This is a genomic window from Sinomonas atrocyanea (assembly GCF_030811715.1).
Lineage (GTDB): Bacteria > Actinomycetota > Actinomycetes > Actinomycetales > Micrococcaceae > Sinomonas > Sinomonas atrocyanea_A.
The window spans coordinates 67,750-83,682 of the sequence record NZ_JAUSRH010000017.1; the positions used below are offsets into that span (position 1 = coordinate 67,750).

Genomic DNA, 15,933 nt, shown 5'->3' on the forward strand with positions numbered 1-15,933 from the left:
GCCTTTCCGCCCATCTCGCGCACGTCAACGGTGCCGCATACTGGAGCCATGTCCGGCTGCTGCGGGCCCGCCCCCGGGAACACCGATCCCACGAGGTACAGCGCGGTCTTCACCTCGCGGTTCTCCCGCAGCATCGCGCGGAGGTACGAGAAGAAGGGCCTGCGCCCCGTCGAGCAGCGCATCGTCGACTTCCTGGCCGGCACGGGGATCGAGGGGGCCCGCGTGCTCGAGATCGGCGGCGGCGCGGGCGAGATCCAGCTCGAGCTCCTCCGGCGCGGTGCCGGCAGCACCGAGAACCTCGAGCTCTCCGACGCCTACGAGACGGACGCAGCGAGGCTCCTGGCCGACGCCGGGCTGACGGGCCGGGCCGAGCGGCGGCTCGGCATCGACCTCGCCGAGGCGCCCGACGCCGTCGCGCCGGCCGACGTCGTCGTCCTCCACCGCGTGGTGTGCTGCTACCCCGACTTCGAGAAGCTCCTCGGCGCGGCCGCGCAGCACGCGAGGCGCGCGCTCGTGTTCAGCTATCCGCCGCCGAACTGGTTCAACCGGGCCGGCTTCGCGGCGATCAACACCCTCATGCGCCTGCTCGGCCGCACCTACCGCGGGTACACGCACGACCCGGCGGCCATGATGGCGGTGGTGCGCCGGCACGGGCTCGAGCCCGCGTACGAGCACCGCGGGTTCGACTTCAGCATCTCGGGATCTGTGCGCCCTGCGTGAGCCCGGACCCGGCCGCCGTCGTGCATTCCTCGTTACCACTGCTGTCGCTCGACCCTGCGGATCAGTAGGGTGACCGGCACGGGCCCTTCCGGACCCCGATCCGTGACCTGAAGGAGCTGTCCCATGGCTGTCGACTGGGCTGAGCAGATCAAGAAATTCGCACCCGACGCCGACGAGGAGGCAATTGCCGGCATCGTCCGCCACTGCGGCATCTCGCTGCAGAGCGCCGATGCGTCCCTCATTTCCTTCGGGGACAAGGCCGAGACGGACCGCGTCCGCGACGGCTTCCTGAAGAAGAAGCTCGGCCGCACCGAGGACGACGCGGCCCTCGACGCGGCCATTCAGTCTGTCGGCGAGAAGATGAAGGGAACCTCCCGCCGCCAGCGCCCGACCGTCTACTATCTCCTGGCGGACCACTACAACCAGCTGGACCTGTTCCGGAAGAAGTAGCCCTCGCGCGACGGCGGCGCGCCCGCCTGGCCAGCCCGCCGCCGTCGCGCCCTCCCCAGTCCGTTCGGTCCGTCAGCGGGCCGGGGCGGGGGCGTCGATGGCTTCCTGGGCCGCGCGGCGGCCCATGCGCAGGGCGCCGTCCACGTGCTGGTAGCCCTCGGCCGCGAGGTCGGAGCAGGCCCAGTGGATCGGTCCCAGGGGCGTGCGCTGGTCCGCGCCGTACCGGGAGAGGCCGCCGAGGTCGAAGCTCGCTGCGTAGGCGCCCCGGGTCCATTCCTCGGAGCCCCAGTCGGACTCGTAGTAGACCTCGGGGGTGAGGGCCTCCTCGCCGAGGTAGTGGGCGATCGAGGTCAGGATCGCGGCCTTGCGCTCCTCGGGGGACAGGCGGAACACCGCGTCCGCCTTCTCGTCCGAGACGAAGCCCACGAGGGTGCCGCGGGAGTCGCCGTGGTTGGTGTTGTCGTAGACCTCCTGCACGAGCTGGTCCGCGCCGAAACACGTGCCGGAGAGGTTGGCCTCGCGCCAGAACGGGCGGTCGTAGACGGCATGGACCTTGATGACCAGGCCCATGGAGAGGTGCTGGTGCAGCTGGTGCTGCCGCCGCGGCAGGGCCGGGACGTAGGAGATCCGGCTGTAGAGCGTGGGCGGGACGGCGAGGATCGCGCGGCGCGCGGTGACCGTGACGCGGCCGGCGGTGCCGCCGTCGGCGGTCGCGGTGACGCCCTGCTCGCCCCACTCCAAGGTCCGCACGGGCGCGCCGAGCACCACCGCGTCGCCGAGCTCGGCGGCCATCGCCTCGCTCACGGACTGCATGCCGCCCACCACGCGCTTGTCGAGGATGAAGTCCTCGTCGAGGAGGTTGCTGAAGGAGCCGGCCGAGGCGGCCATGAGCACGGCCTGGAGGGCGGAGAACGCGTGGGCCGGCTTGGTCAGCATGCCGCCGGCGATGAAGAGCCCCACGAGGTTGCAGGCCTCCTCGTCGGCGGACTGCCCGCGGAGCCAGTGGTGGAAGCTGACCGTGTCGAGCTCGCGCGCCTTCGGGTGGGCCCAGGGCTCCTCGGCGCCGAGCTCGGCGGCGAGGGAGTCGAGGATGGCGGTGAGGCGCTCGACCTCGGCCAGCGTGCCCGGGGAGACCGGGAAGTCTGCGCCGGCGTAGACCGTGCGGGTGCCGTCCGGGGCGACGTAGACGTTCTCGCCCTCGCGGTAGCGCTGGAAGGTCTCCTTGCCGAGCTCGTCGACGAGGCCCAGGAGCTCGGTCTGGTCCGGGCTGACCCACTGGCCGCCGATCTCGAGGAACGCGCCGTCGATGGTGTCGCTCCACGTGCGGCCGCCCACGCGGTCGCGCGCCTCGAGCACGACGACGCGGTGGCCCTCCTTCGCGAGGGTCCGGGCGGCCATCAGGCCGGCGGGGCCCGCACCGACGACGACGACATCGGCCTCGCGGGTGTGGGTGGCGGGAGTCTGGAGCTGGGACATGATGCTCTTCCTTCGAAAGGAGGGGGGTGTGGGGGAGGTCTCAAAATGAATGTAGTTCATTAGAAAGCGGCCCACAACCCCTCCTCCCCCGCCGGTTGAGGGGTCATGTCCCTACGCTGAGGGGTCATGTCCCTGCGTCGAGGGGTCACCTCCGTTGCGCTGAGGAGTCAGCCGCGCGTGGCCCGCGCCGACGCGAGCGTGCCCCGAAGGCCGGCAACGAGGGCACTGAGCCCCAAGCCGAAGGCGGCGTCTGCCGAGGCGGCGCCCCTCGCCGGACGGGCAGCGACCGCGGCGGCGAAGGTGGGCGCGAGATCGCCGCGCTCGCCGACGTCGAAGATCCCCTCCGGCGCCGAGACGTCCATGGCCGAGCCGAGGACGAAGGACTCGACCGCGACGATCACGTCCACCACCATGTCCTCGGGCCATCCGCCCTCGCGGAGCCCGGCGGCCACCCGCTCGTACATGGCGAGGGTGTGCGGGGCCCCGGCCACCGGGAAGACCGCGATGATGGGGATGAGCGGGGGGTGCGGTGCGAACGCGGCGCGGTAGGAGTAGGCCCAGCGGGACAGCGCGAGGTCCCAGGGATCCTTGCCGAAGCCGGAGGTGTCGATCGTCTCGCAGACGTCATCCTGCACCCAGTTCAGGACCTCGTCCTTCGACGCCACATGGTTGTAGAGGGCCGACGGCGCGGTCTTGAGCTCGCGGGCCAGGGCCGCCATCGTGAGCCCCGGGTAGCCCGCCCGGCCCACGACGGCGAGCGCCGCCGTCGTGATCTTCTCCCGCGAGAGGACGGGCCTCGGGGGGCGGCCGCGGCGGCGCGGGTGCGCGGCCGCCTCACGGGCGTCGGCGGCGGGGGATTCCATGATTCGCCAGTCTAGGGGACTGCGGAGGGCGCGCCGCCCAGGGAAATGACCCCTCAATGCAGGGACATGACCCCTCAACCTCGGGACATGACCCCTCAGCGGGAGGGGGGTTGACCGTGGCGCAGGTCACTGCTGTAATAAACGAACGTCATTCATTTAGGAGCGCCGATCCTGCGCCCCACCCGAGACTTCCCCGACTCCTCCTGACTTCCCCGAAGGACTTCCATGCACGAGATCCTTGCCCTGCAGCCCCCGGTGTCGTGGGCCCGCACGGACACCGAGGCTCCCCGCCGCGACCCCCTGCGCGTCGGCGTCGTCCAGCACCGCTGGCACGAGGACCCTGCCGCAACCGAGGCCGAGCTCGAGGAGGGCATCGGCCGCGCGGCGGCCCACGGCGCCGCGGTCGTCTTCCTCCCCGAGCTCACGCTGTCCCGCTACCCTGCGGACACGCTGCCCGACTCCACGCCCAGCAGCATCGCCGAAGACCTCGGGACCGGCCGCACGCTCGCGTTCGCCCGCCGCGCCGCGGCCGCCCACGGCGTGTGCGTCCACGCGAGCCTCTACCGCAAGGGCGCCCCCGGCGACCCGCTCGGCTACAACACCGCCATCCTCGTGGCCCCCGACGGCACGCTCCTCGCCGCGACGGACAAGCTCCACATCCCGGTGACGGAGGGCTACTACGAGGACAAGTTCTTCCGCCCCGGCCCCCAGCAGCAGGGCCAGCAGCAGGGCACCCCCTACCCGGTCCACTCCCCCGCCGAGCTGGGCGGCGCGCGCCTGGGCCTGCCGACCTGCTGGGACGAGTGGTTCCCCGAGCTCGCCCGCGCCTACTCGCTCGCCGGCGCCGAGATCCTCGCCTACCCGACGGCGATCGGCTCCGAGCCCGGCCACCCCGACTTCGACACCGAGCCGCTGTGGCGGCAGGTGATCGTGGGCAACGGGATCGCGAACGGCACGTTCATGGTGGTCCCGAACCGCTGGGGCTCCGAGGGCCTCGTGACCTTCTACGGCTCGTCCTTCATCTCGGACCCCTACGGCCGCATCCTGGCCCGCGCCCCGCGCGAGGGCTCAGCCGTGCTCGTCGCGGACCTCGACCTCGATGCCCGCCGCGATTGGCTCGCCCTCTTCCCGTTCCTCACCACCCGCCGCCCGGACACCTACGCCGCGCTCACCGCGCCCGTGGACCCGGCGCACCCGTTCGGCTCACCCGAGCAGACCCAGGCGGACCAGCTGCAGGGGGCGGACGCATGAGCTGGCGGATGCCCGCGGAGACCGACCCGCACGAGCGGCTGTGGATGGCGTGGCCGTCCGGCGGGTACACGCTCGGCGAGACGGACGAGGACGCGCACGAGTCCCGCGCGGCCTGGGCGGCCGTGGCGCACGCCGCGCGCCGGTACGAGCCCGTGACCATGGTGGTCCGGCCGGATGACCGCGGGATCGCCGAGGCGTACCTCGACCCGCGCGTGGACCTGCTCGAGGCGGCCCTCGACGACGCCTGGATGCGGGACATGGGGCCCAGCTTCGTGCTCGGCGGCACTCCGGAGGGCCCGGCCCGCCTCGGCGCCGTCGACTGGGTGTTCAACGGCTGGGGCCAGCAGGACTGGGCCTCGTGGGAGGACGATGCCCGGATCGGCGGTACGGTCGCCGAGGCCGCGGGCGCCGAGCTCCTCCCGAGCAGCCTCGTCAACGAAGGGGGCGGGATCCAGGTCGACGGGCGCGGCACGGTGCTGCTGACCGAGACCGTCCAGCTCGACCCTGGCCGCAACCCGGGCGCCACCAAGGCACAGGTCGAGGCCGAGCTCGAGCGCACCATCGGCGCGCGCCATGCCGTCTGGCTCCCCCGTGGCCTCACCCGGGACTCGGAGCGCTTCGGCACGCGGGGCCACGTGGACCTCGTCGCGGCGATCCCGAGCCCGGGCACCCTCCTCGTCCACGTCCAGCACAGCCCCGAGCACCCGGACCACGAGGTCACCGGCCAGATCCTCGAGGCCCTGCACGCCTCACGCACCGCGGACGGGACGCCGTGGACCATCATCGAGGTCCCGGCCCCGGCCCAGCTGCACGACGACGAGGGCTGGGTCGATTGGAGCTACATCAACCACGTGGCCGTCAACGGCGGGCTCGTGGCCTGCACGTTCAACGACCCGCACGACGAGAAGGCCCTGCGCCTCCTCGCCGACGCCTACCGGGGCCGGCACGTGAGCGCCGTCGACGCCCGGGTCATCTTCTCCCGCGGGGGCGGGATCCACTGCATCACCCAGCAGCAGCCGGCCACCCCGGCCCACGCCTGACCACCACGCGCACAGCCTCCACCCGAGGGGTGACAGTCCCCAGCCCGGTCCCGGGCCGCCACCCGTCCGCCGCCGTTTGTGACGGCAGACACACACGAAGGACAATACTGCTGATGTCCCAGAACTCCTCCACGCTCAAGCGGTCGCTGGGCCTGTGGGCCATCGTCGGCCTCGGCCTCGGGTACATGACCCCGACCACTGTCTTCGACACGTTCGGCATCGTCTCCGGCGAGACCAACGGCGTGGTCCCCCTGGCCTACCTCGTCGCGCTCGTCGCCATGGTCTTCACCGCGGTCAGCTACGGCCGCATGACCCGCTTCTTCCCCTCGGCCGGCTCGGCCTACACGTACACGTCGGAGACGATGCATCCGAACGTGGGCTTCCTCGTCGGCTGGGCGTCCCTGCTCGACTACCTCCTGCTCCCGCTCGTGAACGCCGTGATCGTGCGGATCTACATGGAGTCGTTCTTCCCGGACGTGCCCTCATGGATCTGGGTCGTGGCCTACGTCGTCGTCATCACCGCTATGAACCTGTGGAGCATGAACTCGACGTCGAAGATCAACGGCATCCTCGTAGTCTTCGAGGTCGTGCTGATCGGCGCCTTCGTGGTCCTGGCCTGGAACGCGCTCGCCCACGGCACCGGCACCGGCGCCGTGTTCAGCTCCGCCCCGCTGTTCCACGGCGGCGTGGACGCCTCGGCCGTCATCAGCGGCGCGACCGTGGTGTGCTTCTCCTTCATCGGCTTCGACGCCATCACGATGTACACCGAAGAGGCCAAGGACGCGACCACGGTGCCGAAGGCCATCGTCCTGGCGCTGCTGATCGGCGGCACGATCTTCTTCGTGGCCGCCTGGTTCGGCCAGTCCGTGTTCCCCACGCTGGACGGCTTCGACAACACGGACGACACCCTCCCCGAGATGGCCCTCAAGGTCGGCGGGCAGCTGTTCAAGGTCCTCTTCACCTCGGCCGCCTTCGCCGCGACCGTGGCCTCGAGCCTCGCCTCGCACGCCTCGGTGTCCCGGATGATCTACGTGATGGGCCGCAACGGCCGCGGCCCCGTCTCGCGGTTCTTCTCCTTCGTCCACCCGCGCTTCCGCACCCCGTCCTTCGCGGTGCTGTTCGTCGGAGCCGTCTCCCTCCTCGCGATCCCGTTCACGCTCGAGTTCATCTCCTCGATGATCAACTTCGGCGCGCTCATCGCCTTCACATTCGTGAACCTGACCGTCGTGGTGTTCTTCGTGCTGCGCAAGAAGGAGGTCCGCACGCCGAAGGAGATCCTGGTCAACATCGTGCTGCCCGTGGTCGGCATGGTCCTCACCGGCGTCCTGTGGGCGAACCTGCAGATGGACGCGCTCACCTATGGGGCGATCTGGCTCGGGATCGGCGTGGTGTGCCTGCTCGTGATCACCCGCGGCTTCCGCCGCACGGTCAACGTGAGCATGAACGAGGAGGACGCCGTCGAGCTCGAGCACCTCGCCGGCCCCCGCGTCTGACCGCTCCTCCCCGCTTCTGCCCCGCGCACGACGCCGCCGGGCCGGGTACGCGACCCGGCCCGGCGACGTCGTGCCCCGCCATGGGTAGGGTGGGCGCATGAGTGAGATCCTGCCGTTCCGCTACCTGTTCGGACCGGGCCCGGGCAACGCGTACCCGGAGGTCATGGCGGCCCTGTCGCACCCGGTGATCGGGCACCTGGACCCGGTGTTCATCGCGCGGCTGGACCGCGTCTCCGCCGGGCTGCGCGAGGTGTGGGGCACGGCGAACGCGCGCACGTGGCCCGTCTCGGCCACCGGCTCCGGCGGCATGGAGGCGGCGTTCGTGAACTTCGTCGAGCCGGGCGACCCGGTGGTCGTGGCGGTCAACGGTCTGTTCGGCGAGCGGATGTGCGAGGTGGCCCGGCGCTGCGGGGCCGAGGTGGTGCGCGTGGAGCACGAGTGGGGGCAGCCGGTCGACGCCGAACGCGTGCTCGCCGCCCACCCCTCCCCGAAGATCATCGCGGCCGTGCACGCCGAGACGTCCACGGGCGTGCGCTCCGACATCGCCGCCCTCGGGGCCGGGAAGGGGGACGCGCTCCTGCTCGCGGACGCCGTGACCTCGATCGGCGGCCTCGAGCTCCTCGCGGACGAGTGGGGCGTCGACATCGGCTACGCGGGCACCCAGAAGTGCCTCGGCGTCCCGCCGGGCCTGTCCCCGTTCACCGTCTCCGAGCGGGCGTTCGAGCGGCGCGTGCGCGAGCCGCGCTCCTGGTACTTCGACATCGGCCTGCTCGGCGGGTACGTCGGCGCGGCCCAGGGCCGCACGCGCACCTACCACCACACCGCCCCGGTGACGATGATCGCGGGCCTCGAGGCCGCCCTCGACCGGATTCTCGCGGAGGGGCTGCCCACCGTGTGGGCCCGGCACGAGGCCGCCGGCGCCGCCCTGCGCGAGGGGCTCGAGGACATGGGGCTCGAGCTGTTCGCCGCCGAGGGCTCCCGCCTCCCGAGCCTGACCACCGTGCGCGTCCCGGACGGCGTCTCCTCCGCGCGGGTGCGCCGGATCCTTCTGGAGCAGTACTCGATCGAGGTCGGCTCCGGCGTCGGAGAGTTCGCCGACACCGTCTGGCGGATCGGGCTCATGGGCCCCAACGCGAACCCCGCCTCGGTGACGCTCGCCCTCGGCGCGCTCGGCGAGGCGATCGGCGCGGCGCGCTGAAGCCCGTGGGATTGGCCGGGGCTGACTGGGCGGCTCTGGAGTGGCGGGTGCGGGCCGCCGTGCCCGGCGACCTTGCTGCCGTCAATGCCGTGGCCCGCGCCGCCGGGCGGCCCGAGTGGACGGCCGCCGCGCTCGCCGCGCGGCCGGACCGGATCGCGGTCGTAGCCGTCTCGGACCGCGGCCTGCTCGGCTACGCGAAGACCCATGTCTACCCTGCGCCGGACGGCGGGGCCCCGGCGGGCCACTACCTCGGGGGAATCGTGGTCCACCCCGCCGCGCGCCGCCGGGGCCTCGGGCGCGCCCTCACCGAGGCCCGGCTCGCCTAGATCTGGGAGCGGGCCGACGCGGCTTACTGCATCACGAACGCGCGGAACGCGGCCTCGATCGCGCTGCACGAGGGCTGGGGTTCCGGCAGGTCGCCGCGGGGGCCTCGTCGTTCCAGGCGGTGACGTTCGACGGCGGGCGCGGCCTCGTGCTCGAGGCGCGGCGGCCGGCGTCGTGCTCGGCAGCAGAACCCCGGGGCCGCGCCGGAGTCTGGCCCAGAGACTAGGCGGAGTCCACCTCGACGTCGCCGGCAGCGGCGAGATCGAGGGTGTGGAAAGTGTGGTCGCGCTTGGCCTTGAGGTAGCGGACGTTGCTCGCGGACAGGTGCACCGCCGTGGGCACCTGCTCGGCCACCTGGATCCCGAGGGCCTCGAGCTGGAGGGCCTTGTCCGGGTTGTTGCTCAGGAGCCTGATGCGCGTGGCGCCGAGGGCGGCGAGCATCTGCGCGGCGGCCTCGTAGTCGCGCTCGTCCTCGCCGCGGCCGAGGGCCCGGTTCGCGGCGTAGGTGTCGAGCCCCTGGTCCTGGAGCGCATAGGCGTCCAGCTTCTCGTACAGCCCGATCCCCCGGCCCTCCTGCCGGAGGTAGAGCAGGAACCCGCCGGCCGCGGAGATCCGCTCCACGGCCTCGCGCAGCTGGGGGCCGCAGTCGCAGCGCTCGGAGCCGAGCACATCCCCGGTGAGGCATTCGCTGTGGGGCCGCACCAGCGGAGGTTCGCCGCCCTCGCCCGCCCGCTGCAGCGAGCCCTCCCAGTCGCCGAGGCCGAGCAGGAGGTGCTCGCGGGAGTCCACGAGGTCGCGGAACGTGAAGACATCCGCCGTGACGGCGAACCCGCCGGCTAACCTGAGCGGCACCCGCACCCGCGTGCGCACCTGAGCTCCAGCTGACATGGCCCCTCCATCTTGGCAGGCACCCGGCGCCCACCACACTCTGCTTCTGTGTACCGGACTTTACCCAGCCGTTCGACATTCCTCACAGGACCGTCACGGAAGCGAAACACACGGCCCGTAGCGTCAGAAGCATTCCCTTCACAACAAGGAGGCGGCATGCAGACTCACCCGAAGCTGACGATCCGGCTGGTCCCGTGGTCCAACCCCGTGGGACGCGACCTGCGCGCCGCCCAGCAGGCAGAGCTCGACGCCCGCTACGGCCACACCGCACACGAGGCGGGGGACCCGCCGTCGGCCGCGGACACCGCCGTGTTCCTCGTCGCCTACGAGCGGGCCACGGGCCAGCCACTCGGCTGCGGCGGCCTGCGCTGGGTCGAGCGGACCACCGCCGAGGTCAAGCGGGTCTACGTGCTCCCGTACGCGCGGGGGGCGGGGATCGCGAGCTCGATCCTCGTGGCCCTCGAGGCCGAGGCCTACGCGGCGGGAGTCACGCTCATGCTCGCCGAGGCCGGCTCGGCCCAGCCCGACGGGAAGATGTTCTACGAGGCCTCGGGGTACCGCCGCATCCCCAACTTCGGCCCCTACGCGGACCTCGCGGACTCCGTCTGCTACGCGAAGCCGGTCATGACCCCCGTGCGGCTGCACGCGGTCACGGCGTGAGGGGCCGGCTCCGGAGCCGCCGCCAGACGCTGGGCGCCGTCACCACGGCCACGCCGACCACGGCACCGATCACGGTGTCGATGAAGCGGTCGTGCAGGAGGTCCAGCGGGTCGACGCGCACCACGAGGAGCGTGGACATGAGCGCGAGCGGGGTGACGCACACCTGGGCCAGGAAGTACTGCCGTGCGATGAGCATCTCGGCCCCGAACTGGCACGCGGCGATGATCAGGACCATGGCCCAGGCCTCGGGCCGGAGCGCGACGATCGCGGCGAGCACCACGAGGCCCACCACCGTGCCGAGGATACGCTGCAGGCCGCGGGCCACCCGGTGCCTGGTCGTGTGGCCCACGAGGGGCACGACGGCGGCGACCATCGCCCAGTAGTTGTGCCCGAACCCGAGCGACTGCCCCACGACCGTGGCGAGCACCCCCGCGGCCGCCGCGGCGACGAGGTAGCCGAGGGACTCAAGCCACAGGGCGCGGCGCTCCTCCGAGCCGAGCCGCACGCGCCACGCTGCACGGATCCCTGCCCACGTGAGCGGCGTGCGGTGCGCCGGGTGGACGCGCGACGAGAGCCCGATGAGCAGGCACAGGGCCGCGGTAGCGGCCGCCGTGACCATGGCCGGGCCCAGCGGTGGCTGGTGCGGGACGGACGCGATCGCCGCGTACGCGAAGATGTGGAACAGCGACCCGGCCGGCCGCAGCCTCCAGTAGCCCACGATCACCGTGCACGCCCAGGCCACGATGGTGGTGCCGACCACGATGGTCCACGGGCTCACGAGATCGCCGGGGCTCAGCCTGGCGGTGAGGGTGGCCGCGAGGATCACGGCCAGCATGAGCAGTGCCGCCCGGACCTGCGCGACGATCCGCGCGCGGTGCGGCTCGTTGCGCCCGTAGATCCCGGGGAACGCGCCGAAGCTCGCGAAGATCGCCAGGTCGAGCCTGCCCAGCACCACGAGCGTGATGAGCGGGATGAACAGCCCCGCCGCGACGCGGAACGCCGCCTGGTGGTCCTTCCGCGCGGGCCCGATGCTGAACAGCAGCTGGTGCACGAACTCCCGCAGCCGGGAGCCGACGACGGCGACCGGCCCGCCCGGGTGCGTGCCGGCGTCGTGCGCCGGGGTGCTCGGGCCGGTGCCGCGCCCTTCGCTCACCGGGCCCCTACTCCGCGGCAGCAAGCTGGCCGCACGCGCCGTCGATCTCCTTGCCGCGCGTGTCGCGCAGGGTCGTGGGGACGCCAGCGGCGCGCAGGGTCTCGATGAACTCCTGCTGCACGTGGCGCTCGGAGGAGGTCCAGATCGATCCCGGCGTCGGGTTGAGCGGGATGGGGTTCACGTGGACCCAGCCGCGGCCGCGCTGGTTGAGCTTCTTGGCCAGGAGCGCGGCGCGCCAGGCGTGGTCGTTCATGTCCTTGATGAGCGCGTACTCGATGCTCACGCGGCGGCCCGTCTTGACGTAGTAGTCGTGCGCGGCGTCGAGGGCCTCGTCGACCTTCCAGCGGTTGTTGACGGGGATGAGCTCGTCGCGGAGCTCGTCGTCGGGCGCGTGGAGGGAGAGCGCGAACGTGACGGGCAGGTCCTCGTCGGCGAGCTTGCGGATCGCCGGGACGAGGCCCACGGTCGAGACGGTGATGTTGCGGGCGCTCATGCCCAGGCCCATCGGGACCGGGTCCACGAAGCGGTGCACGGCGTTCATGACGCGCTTGTAGTTGGCCAGCGGCTCGCCCATGCCCATGAAGACGATGTTGGTGACGCGCTCGTCGTCGTGCTCCTTCTCGCCCAGCTCGCCGGCGGCGATCAGGCGGTTCGCGGCGACGACCTGGTCCACGATCTCGGCCGTGGACATGTTGCGGGTCAGCCCCGCCTGCCCGGTCGCGCAGAACGGGCAGTTCATGCCGCAGCCGGCCTGGCTCGACACGCACAGGGTGATGCGGCCCGGGTAGCGCATGAGGACGGACTCGACGAGCGCGCCGTCGAAGAGGCGCCAGAGGAACTTGATCGTGTTGCCGTCGTCCGTCTTGAGGCGGCGGACCTCGGTGAGCAGCGGCGGGAACAGCTGCGCGACGAGCTCCTCGCGGCCGGCCTTGGGCAGGTCGCTCATGGCCGCGGGGTCCGTGGTCCAGTGCTGGAAGTAGTGCGTGGAGAGCTGCTTGGCGCGGAACGCCGGCAGGCCGAGCTCCTTGGCCTTGGCCTGGCGCTCCTCGAGGCTCAGGTCCGCGAGGTGCTGCGGGGGCTGCTTGACGCGGGGGGAGGCGAACTGGAGCAGCGGGCGTCCCTCGGGGGTGCGCTGCTGCTCCCAGCCCTCGGCCGTCGGGAGCACCTGGGGGCGCTCCTGGGCGGCCCTGGCCGCGGCGCGGGCGGGGGGCTGGCTCTCCGGGTTCGGGGTTCGCGTCTCAGAAGTCATCCTGTCCATCATCCCACGCCCGTTTGTTGATCCTCCAACTGGCCCACTATGATTCCGCTCTCCCCGACCCCACCTCGCCTCCGCCCCGCCCCCGTTTCGGGTGCGCATCTCGTCGCCCTTTTAGCGTTTCGGGTACGCATCTCGTCGCCTTTTCGGGGTTCCGGGTACGCACGACGGCGGGTCCCCCAGCCGCGCGGGCCGGGCACCCCGCCGTCGTCCGCGGCCCCCTCGTACCCGAGAGCGATAAACCGCGACGAGATGCGTATCCGAAACGGGAAATCCGACGCGAGATGCGTACCCGAAACGGGAAAGGCCCGGCGGGTCAGGGGGCCGGCGCCGCGCGCGCCGGGGACGGGGCGGCGGCCTGCTCGCGGTAGAGCCGGGCGTAGGCGCCGTCCGCGGCGAGCAGCTCCGAGTGGGTCCCGTGCTCGACGATCCGGCCGCGGTCCACGACGTAGATGACATCCGCCCCGACGACCGTGGAGAGCCGGTGCGCGATCGCGATCGTCGTGCGCCCGTGGGAGGCGGCGTCGAGGGCCTGCTGGACGACGCGCTCGGAGATGGTGTCGAGGGCGCTCGTGGCCTCGTCGAGGATGAGCACCTCCGGGTCCTTGAGCAGCACGCGCGCAATCGCAATCCTCTGCTTCTCGCCGCCGGAGAGCCGGTAGCCGCGCTCCCCCACCACGGTGTCGTACCCGTCGGGGAACGAGGCGATGGTCTCGTGGATGTTCGCGGCCCGGCATGCGGCCTCGAGCTCCTCGAGCGTGGCGTCCGCCTTGGCGTAGCGCAGGTTCTCGGCGATGGTCGCGTGGAAGAGGTACGTCTCCTGGCTCACGACGCCGATGTGCCCCACCAGGGATTCCCGCTGGAGGTCCCGCACGTCCCGCCCCGCGAACCGGACGGACCCGGAGCTCGCCTCGTAGAAGCGCGGGATGAGGTAGGAGACGGTGGTCTTCCCGGCGCCGCTCGGGCCCACGAACGCGGCGTACTGCCCCGGCTCGATGGTGAAGGACACCCCGTCGAGTGTGGCCCGGTCGTCGCCGCGGGCGTCCGGGTAGCGGAACGTGACGTTCTCGAACTCCACCTCGCCGAGGCGGGGCGCCCCGTCGGGCAGGGCCACGGCACCGGGCTTGTCCGCGATGGCGGGCCTGAGGTCGAGGTACTCGAAGATGCGGGCGAACAGGGCGCCCGAAGTCTGCAGGTCGAGGGCCACGCGCATGAGCGCGATGAGGGGGAAGAGGAGCCGGGCCTGGACGTTGGTGAACGCCACGATGGTGCCGGCCGTGATCGCCGCGCCGCCTGCGCCGCGCGCGCCGAGGAACCCCGTCCCGCCGGTGAGCAGCCACCCGGCCACGAGGTACACGATCGCCGGGATCGAGGACATGAAGATCGTCACGAGGGCGAAGAAGTACTGCCCGCTCATGGCCTGCCGGATCTGCAGCTTCACGAGGTTGTTGTTCTCCGCCGAGTATCGCCCGATCTCGTCCGGCTGGCGGTTGAAGCTCTTGGACAGCAGGATCCCGGAGACGCTGAGGGACTCCTGGGTGATCGCGGTCATGTCCGAGAGGGACTCCTGCGTCTTCGTCGCGATCCGGGCGCGCACCTGGCCCACGCGGCGCTGGGCCACGACGAGGAAGGGCATGAGCACGACGGCGATGAGCGTCAGCTGCCAGTTGAGCGCCACCATGGCCACGAACGCGGCGACCACCGTCACGACGTTGCCGACGACCCCGCTCACGGTGTTCGCCAGCACGGTGGCGACCCCGCCGACGTCGTTCTGCAGGCGCGACTGGATCACGCCGGTCTTGGTGCGGGTGAAGAAGCTGAGCTCCATGGACTGCAGGTGCGTGAAGAGGCGCACGCGCAGCGCCCCCATGACGGCGTTGCCCACGGTCGAGGTGAGGTACGTCTGCCACACCCCGAGCAGGGCGGAGAGCACGTAGGCGCCCACCATGAGGCCCACGAGCTCCACGAGCACCGACATCACCGGGTGCCCGCCGGCCGGGAACAGCCCCTGGTCGAAGATCCGCTGGGTCAGCAGCGGCGGGGCGACGGAGAGCGCCGCGGACGCGAGGACGAGCACCACCGTGAGCACGAGCGCGAAGCGGTGGGGCCGGAACAGCTCCGCGATGCGCCCGAAGAGGTGCGGGATCTTCGGCGCCTCGGCGTTGAGTTTGCGCTGGAGGGCCGCGTCCCCCGTCGAGACGCGGCCTCCACGGCCGACGGCGCCGCCCCCTCGCCAGGGCTGCATCTGTGACATGTTCCTACTTTCCGCCCGCGGGCCGCGAACCCCAACAGATCTCTGTTCGCCCCGAGAGGATCGGGGCGTCCCGGCTAGTCCTCGGCGAGGATCAGGTAGAGGGCCTTGCGGGCCTCGTCGATCTTCGCTGCAGCCTGGGCACGCTGCTCGTCCGTGGCGGCCGCCCGGAACTGGTGCAGGACGCCCATGAACTTGCCCACGCTCTCCATGAACGCCTCGGTGGCCTCGCTTCTTCCGGGCGCCGCCTCCCAGGCCCTGGTGAGCTCCTCGGCGTGGTCGGCGACGTAGGCGCGGCCGGCCTCGGTGAGGGCGTACTCGGTGCGCTTGCCCTCCCCCGCCTGCTCGACGAGCTCCTCGTCGACGAGCTGCTGGAGGGTCGGGTAGACCGACCCGGGGCTGGGCCGCCAGACCCCGTTCGTCTTCGCGCCGGCGGCCTGGATGATCCCGTAGCCGGTGAGCGGCTGCTCGGACAGGAGCGAGAGGATCATGGCCCGGACGTCGCCGCGGCTCGCCCGCCGTCCGCCGCGGGGTCCGAAGCCCGGGGGGAAGCCGTGGCCACCGCGGCCCGGCCCGAAGCCGTGGCCGCCGAATCCGGGGCCGAAGCCCGGGAAGCCGCCCGGGCCGGGGCCGCCCGGCGCGAAGTCCCCGGGGCCGCCCGGGCCGAACCCGCCCGGACCGAATCCCCGGCGCGGCCTGCGCGGGCCGTCGTGGTGGTGCAGCGCTTCGTGGTGGTGTGGGTGGGGATGCATGGTGGTTCTCCCTTCCGGATCGATACTTAACGATATATCGCTGAAGGTCGGAGAACAATGGCTCGGAAGCACGAACGGCCCTGGCCCGCACGGACGGTGCCGGGAAGCACGAACGGCCCTGGCCCGCACGGACGGTGCCGGGAAGCACGAACGGCCCTG

The 15,933-nt window shown here is 72.0% G+C and carries 15 protein-coding genes; 8 read left to right on the forward strand and 7 right to left on the reverse strand.

The window, feature by feature from the left end; genetic code table 11:
• The first annotated feature begins 48 nt into the window (after positions 1-48).
• Entirely contained in the window at positions 49-720 is a 672-nt protein-coding gene (locus J2W21_RS18830; RefSeq protein WP_307116046.1) for a class I SAM-dependent methyltransferase, read from the forward strand.
• 123 nt (positions 721-843) lie between these two features.
• The gene (locus tag J2W21_RS18835; RefSeq protein WP_307116047.1) at positions 844-1,170 is read left to right on the forward strand and encodes a DUF2853 family protein; all 327 of its coding nucleotides are present in this window, start codon (positions 844-846) and stop codon (positions 1,168-1,170) included.
• A 72-nt stretch (positions 1,171-1,242) separates the two neighbouring features.
• On the opposite strand, the gene J2W21_RS18840 is transcribed toward J2W21_RS18835, so the two are convergent.
• Both J2W21_RS18840 and J2W21_RS18845 read right to left on the reverse strand, forming a co-directional pair.
• A complete protein-coding gene (locus J2W21_RS18840; RefSeq protein WP_307116048.1) occupies positions 1,243-2,646 on the reverse strand; it encodes a flavin monoamine oxidase family protein in 1,404 nt (467 codons plus the stop codon).
• Between the two features lie 167 nt (positions 2,647-2,813).
• Entirely contained in the window at positions 2,814-3,509 is a 696-nt protein-coding gene (locus tag J2W21_RS18845) for a TetR/AcrR family transcriptional regulator (protein WP_307116049.1), read from the reverse strand.
• A gap of 225 nt (positions 3,510-3,734) precedes the next feature.
• Here J2W21_RS18845 and J2W21_RS18850 point away from each other — a divergent pair, with 225 nt between their 5' ends.
• The 5 genes from J2W21_RS18850 (at position 3,735) to J2W21_RS18870 (ending at position 8,817) form a co-directional block, all read left to right on the forward strand.
• Complete coding sequence (locus J2W21_RS18850) at positions 3,735-4,760, forward strand: nitrilase-related carbon-nitrogen hydrolase (RefSeq protein ID WP_307116050.1); 1,026 nt, start codon at positions 3,735-3,737, stop codon at positions 4,758-4,760.
• The gene (locus tag J2W21_RS18855) at positions 4,757-5,800 is read left to right on the forward strand and encodes an agmatine deiminase family protein (RefSeq protein WP_307116051.1); all 1,044 of its coding nucleotides are present in this window, start codon (positions 4,757-4,759) and stop codon (positions 5,798-5,800) included. The genes J2W21_RS18850 and J2W21_RS18855 overlap by 4 nt, the downstream gene beginning before the upstream one ends.
• A 113-nt stretch (positions 5,801-5,913) precedes the next feature.
• Entirely contained in the window at positions 5,914-7,293 is a 1,380-nt protein-coding gene (locus J2W21_RS18860; RefSeq protein ID WP_307116052.1) for an APC family permease, read from the forward strand.
• A gap of 97 nt (positions 7,294-7,390) precedes the next feature.
• Entirely contained in the window at positions 7,391-8,491 is a 1,101-nt protein-coding gene (locus tag J2W21_RS18865; protein ID WP_307116053.1) for a pyridoxal-phosphate-dependent aminotransferase family protein, read from the forward strand.
• Positions 8,492-8,538: 47 nt separating this feature from the next.
• Complete coding sequence (locus J2W21_RS18870; RefSeq protein ID WP_307116054.1) at positions 8,539-8,817, forward strand: GNAT family N-acetyltransferase; 279 nt, start codon at positions 8,539-8,541, stop codon at positions 8,815-8,817.
• 220 nt (positions 8,818-9,037) lie between these two features.
• On the opposite strand, the gene J2W21_RS18875 is transcribed toward J2W21_RS18870, so the two are convergent.
• The gene (locus J2W21_RS18875) at positions 9,038-9,703 is read right to left on the reverse strand and encodes a GTP cyclohydrolase II (protein WP_307116055.1); all 666 of its coding nucleotides are present in this window, start codon (positions 9,701-9,703) and stop codon (positions 9,038-9,040) included.
• Between the two features lie 156 nt (positions 9,704-9,859).
• On the opposite strand from J2W21_RS18875, the gene J2W21_RS18880 reads away from it, so the two are divergent.
• Positions 9,860-10,363, forward strand: coding sequence for a GNAT family N-acetyltransferase (locus J2W21_RS18880; RefSeq protein WP_307116056.1), 504 nt, complete (start codon positions 9,860-9,862; stop codon positions 10,361-10,363).
• On the opposite strand, the gene J2W21_RS18885 is transcribed toward J2W21_RS18880, so the two are convergent.
• From J2W21_RS18885 to J2W21_RS18900, 4 genes are all read right to left on the reverse strand, one after another.
• Positions 10,353-11,402, reverse strand: coding sequence for an FUSC family protein (locus J2W21_RS18885; RefSeq protein WP_307116063.1), 1,050 nt, complete (start codon positions 11,400-11,402; stop codon positions 10,353-10,355). The genes J2W21_RS18880 and J2W21_RS18885 overlap by 11 nt on opposite strands.
• Positions 11,403-11,523: 121 nt before the next feature.
• The gene (gene rlmN / locus J2W21_RS18890) at positions 11,524-12,765 is read right to left on the reverse strand and encodes a 23S rRNA (adenine(2503)-C(2))-methyltransferase RlmN (protein ID WP_307116057.1); all 1,242 of its coding nucleotides are present in this window, start codon (positions 12,763-12,765) and stop codon (positions 11,524-11,526) included.
• Between the two features lie 322 nt (positions 12,766-13,087).
• Positions 13,088-15,025, reverse strand: a complete 1,938-nt coding sequence (locus tag J2W21_RS18895) for an ABC transporter ATP-binding protein (RefSeq protein ID WP_307116058.1) — start codon at positions 15,023-15,025, stop codon at positions 13,088-13,090.
• 74 nt (positions 15,026-15,099) lie between these two features.
• The gene (locus tag J2W21_RS18900) at positions 15,100-15,774 is read right to left on the reverse strand and encodes a PadR family transcriptional regulator (RefSeq protein ID WP_307116059.1); all 675 of its coding nucleotides are present in this window, start codon (positions 15,772-15,774) and stop codon (positions 15,100-15,102) included.
• Positions 15,775-15,933: the final 159 nt, after the last annotated feature.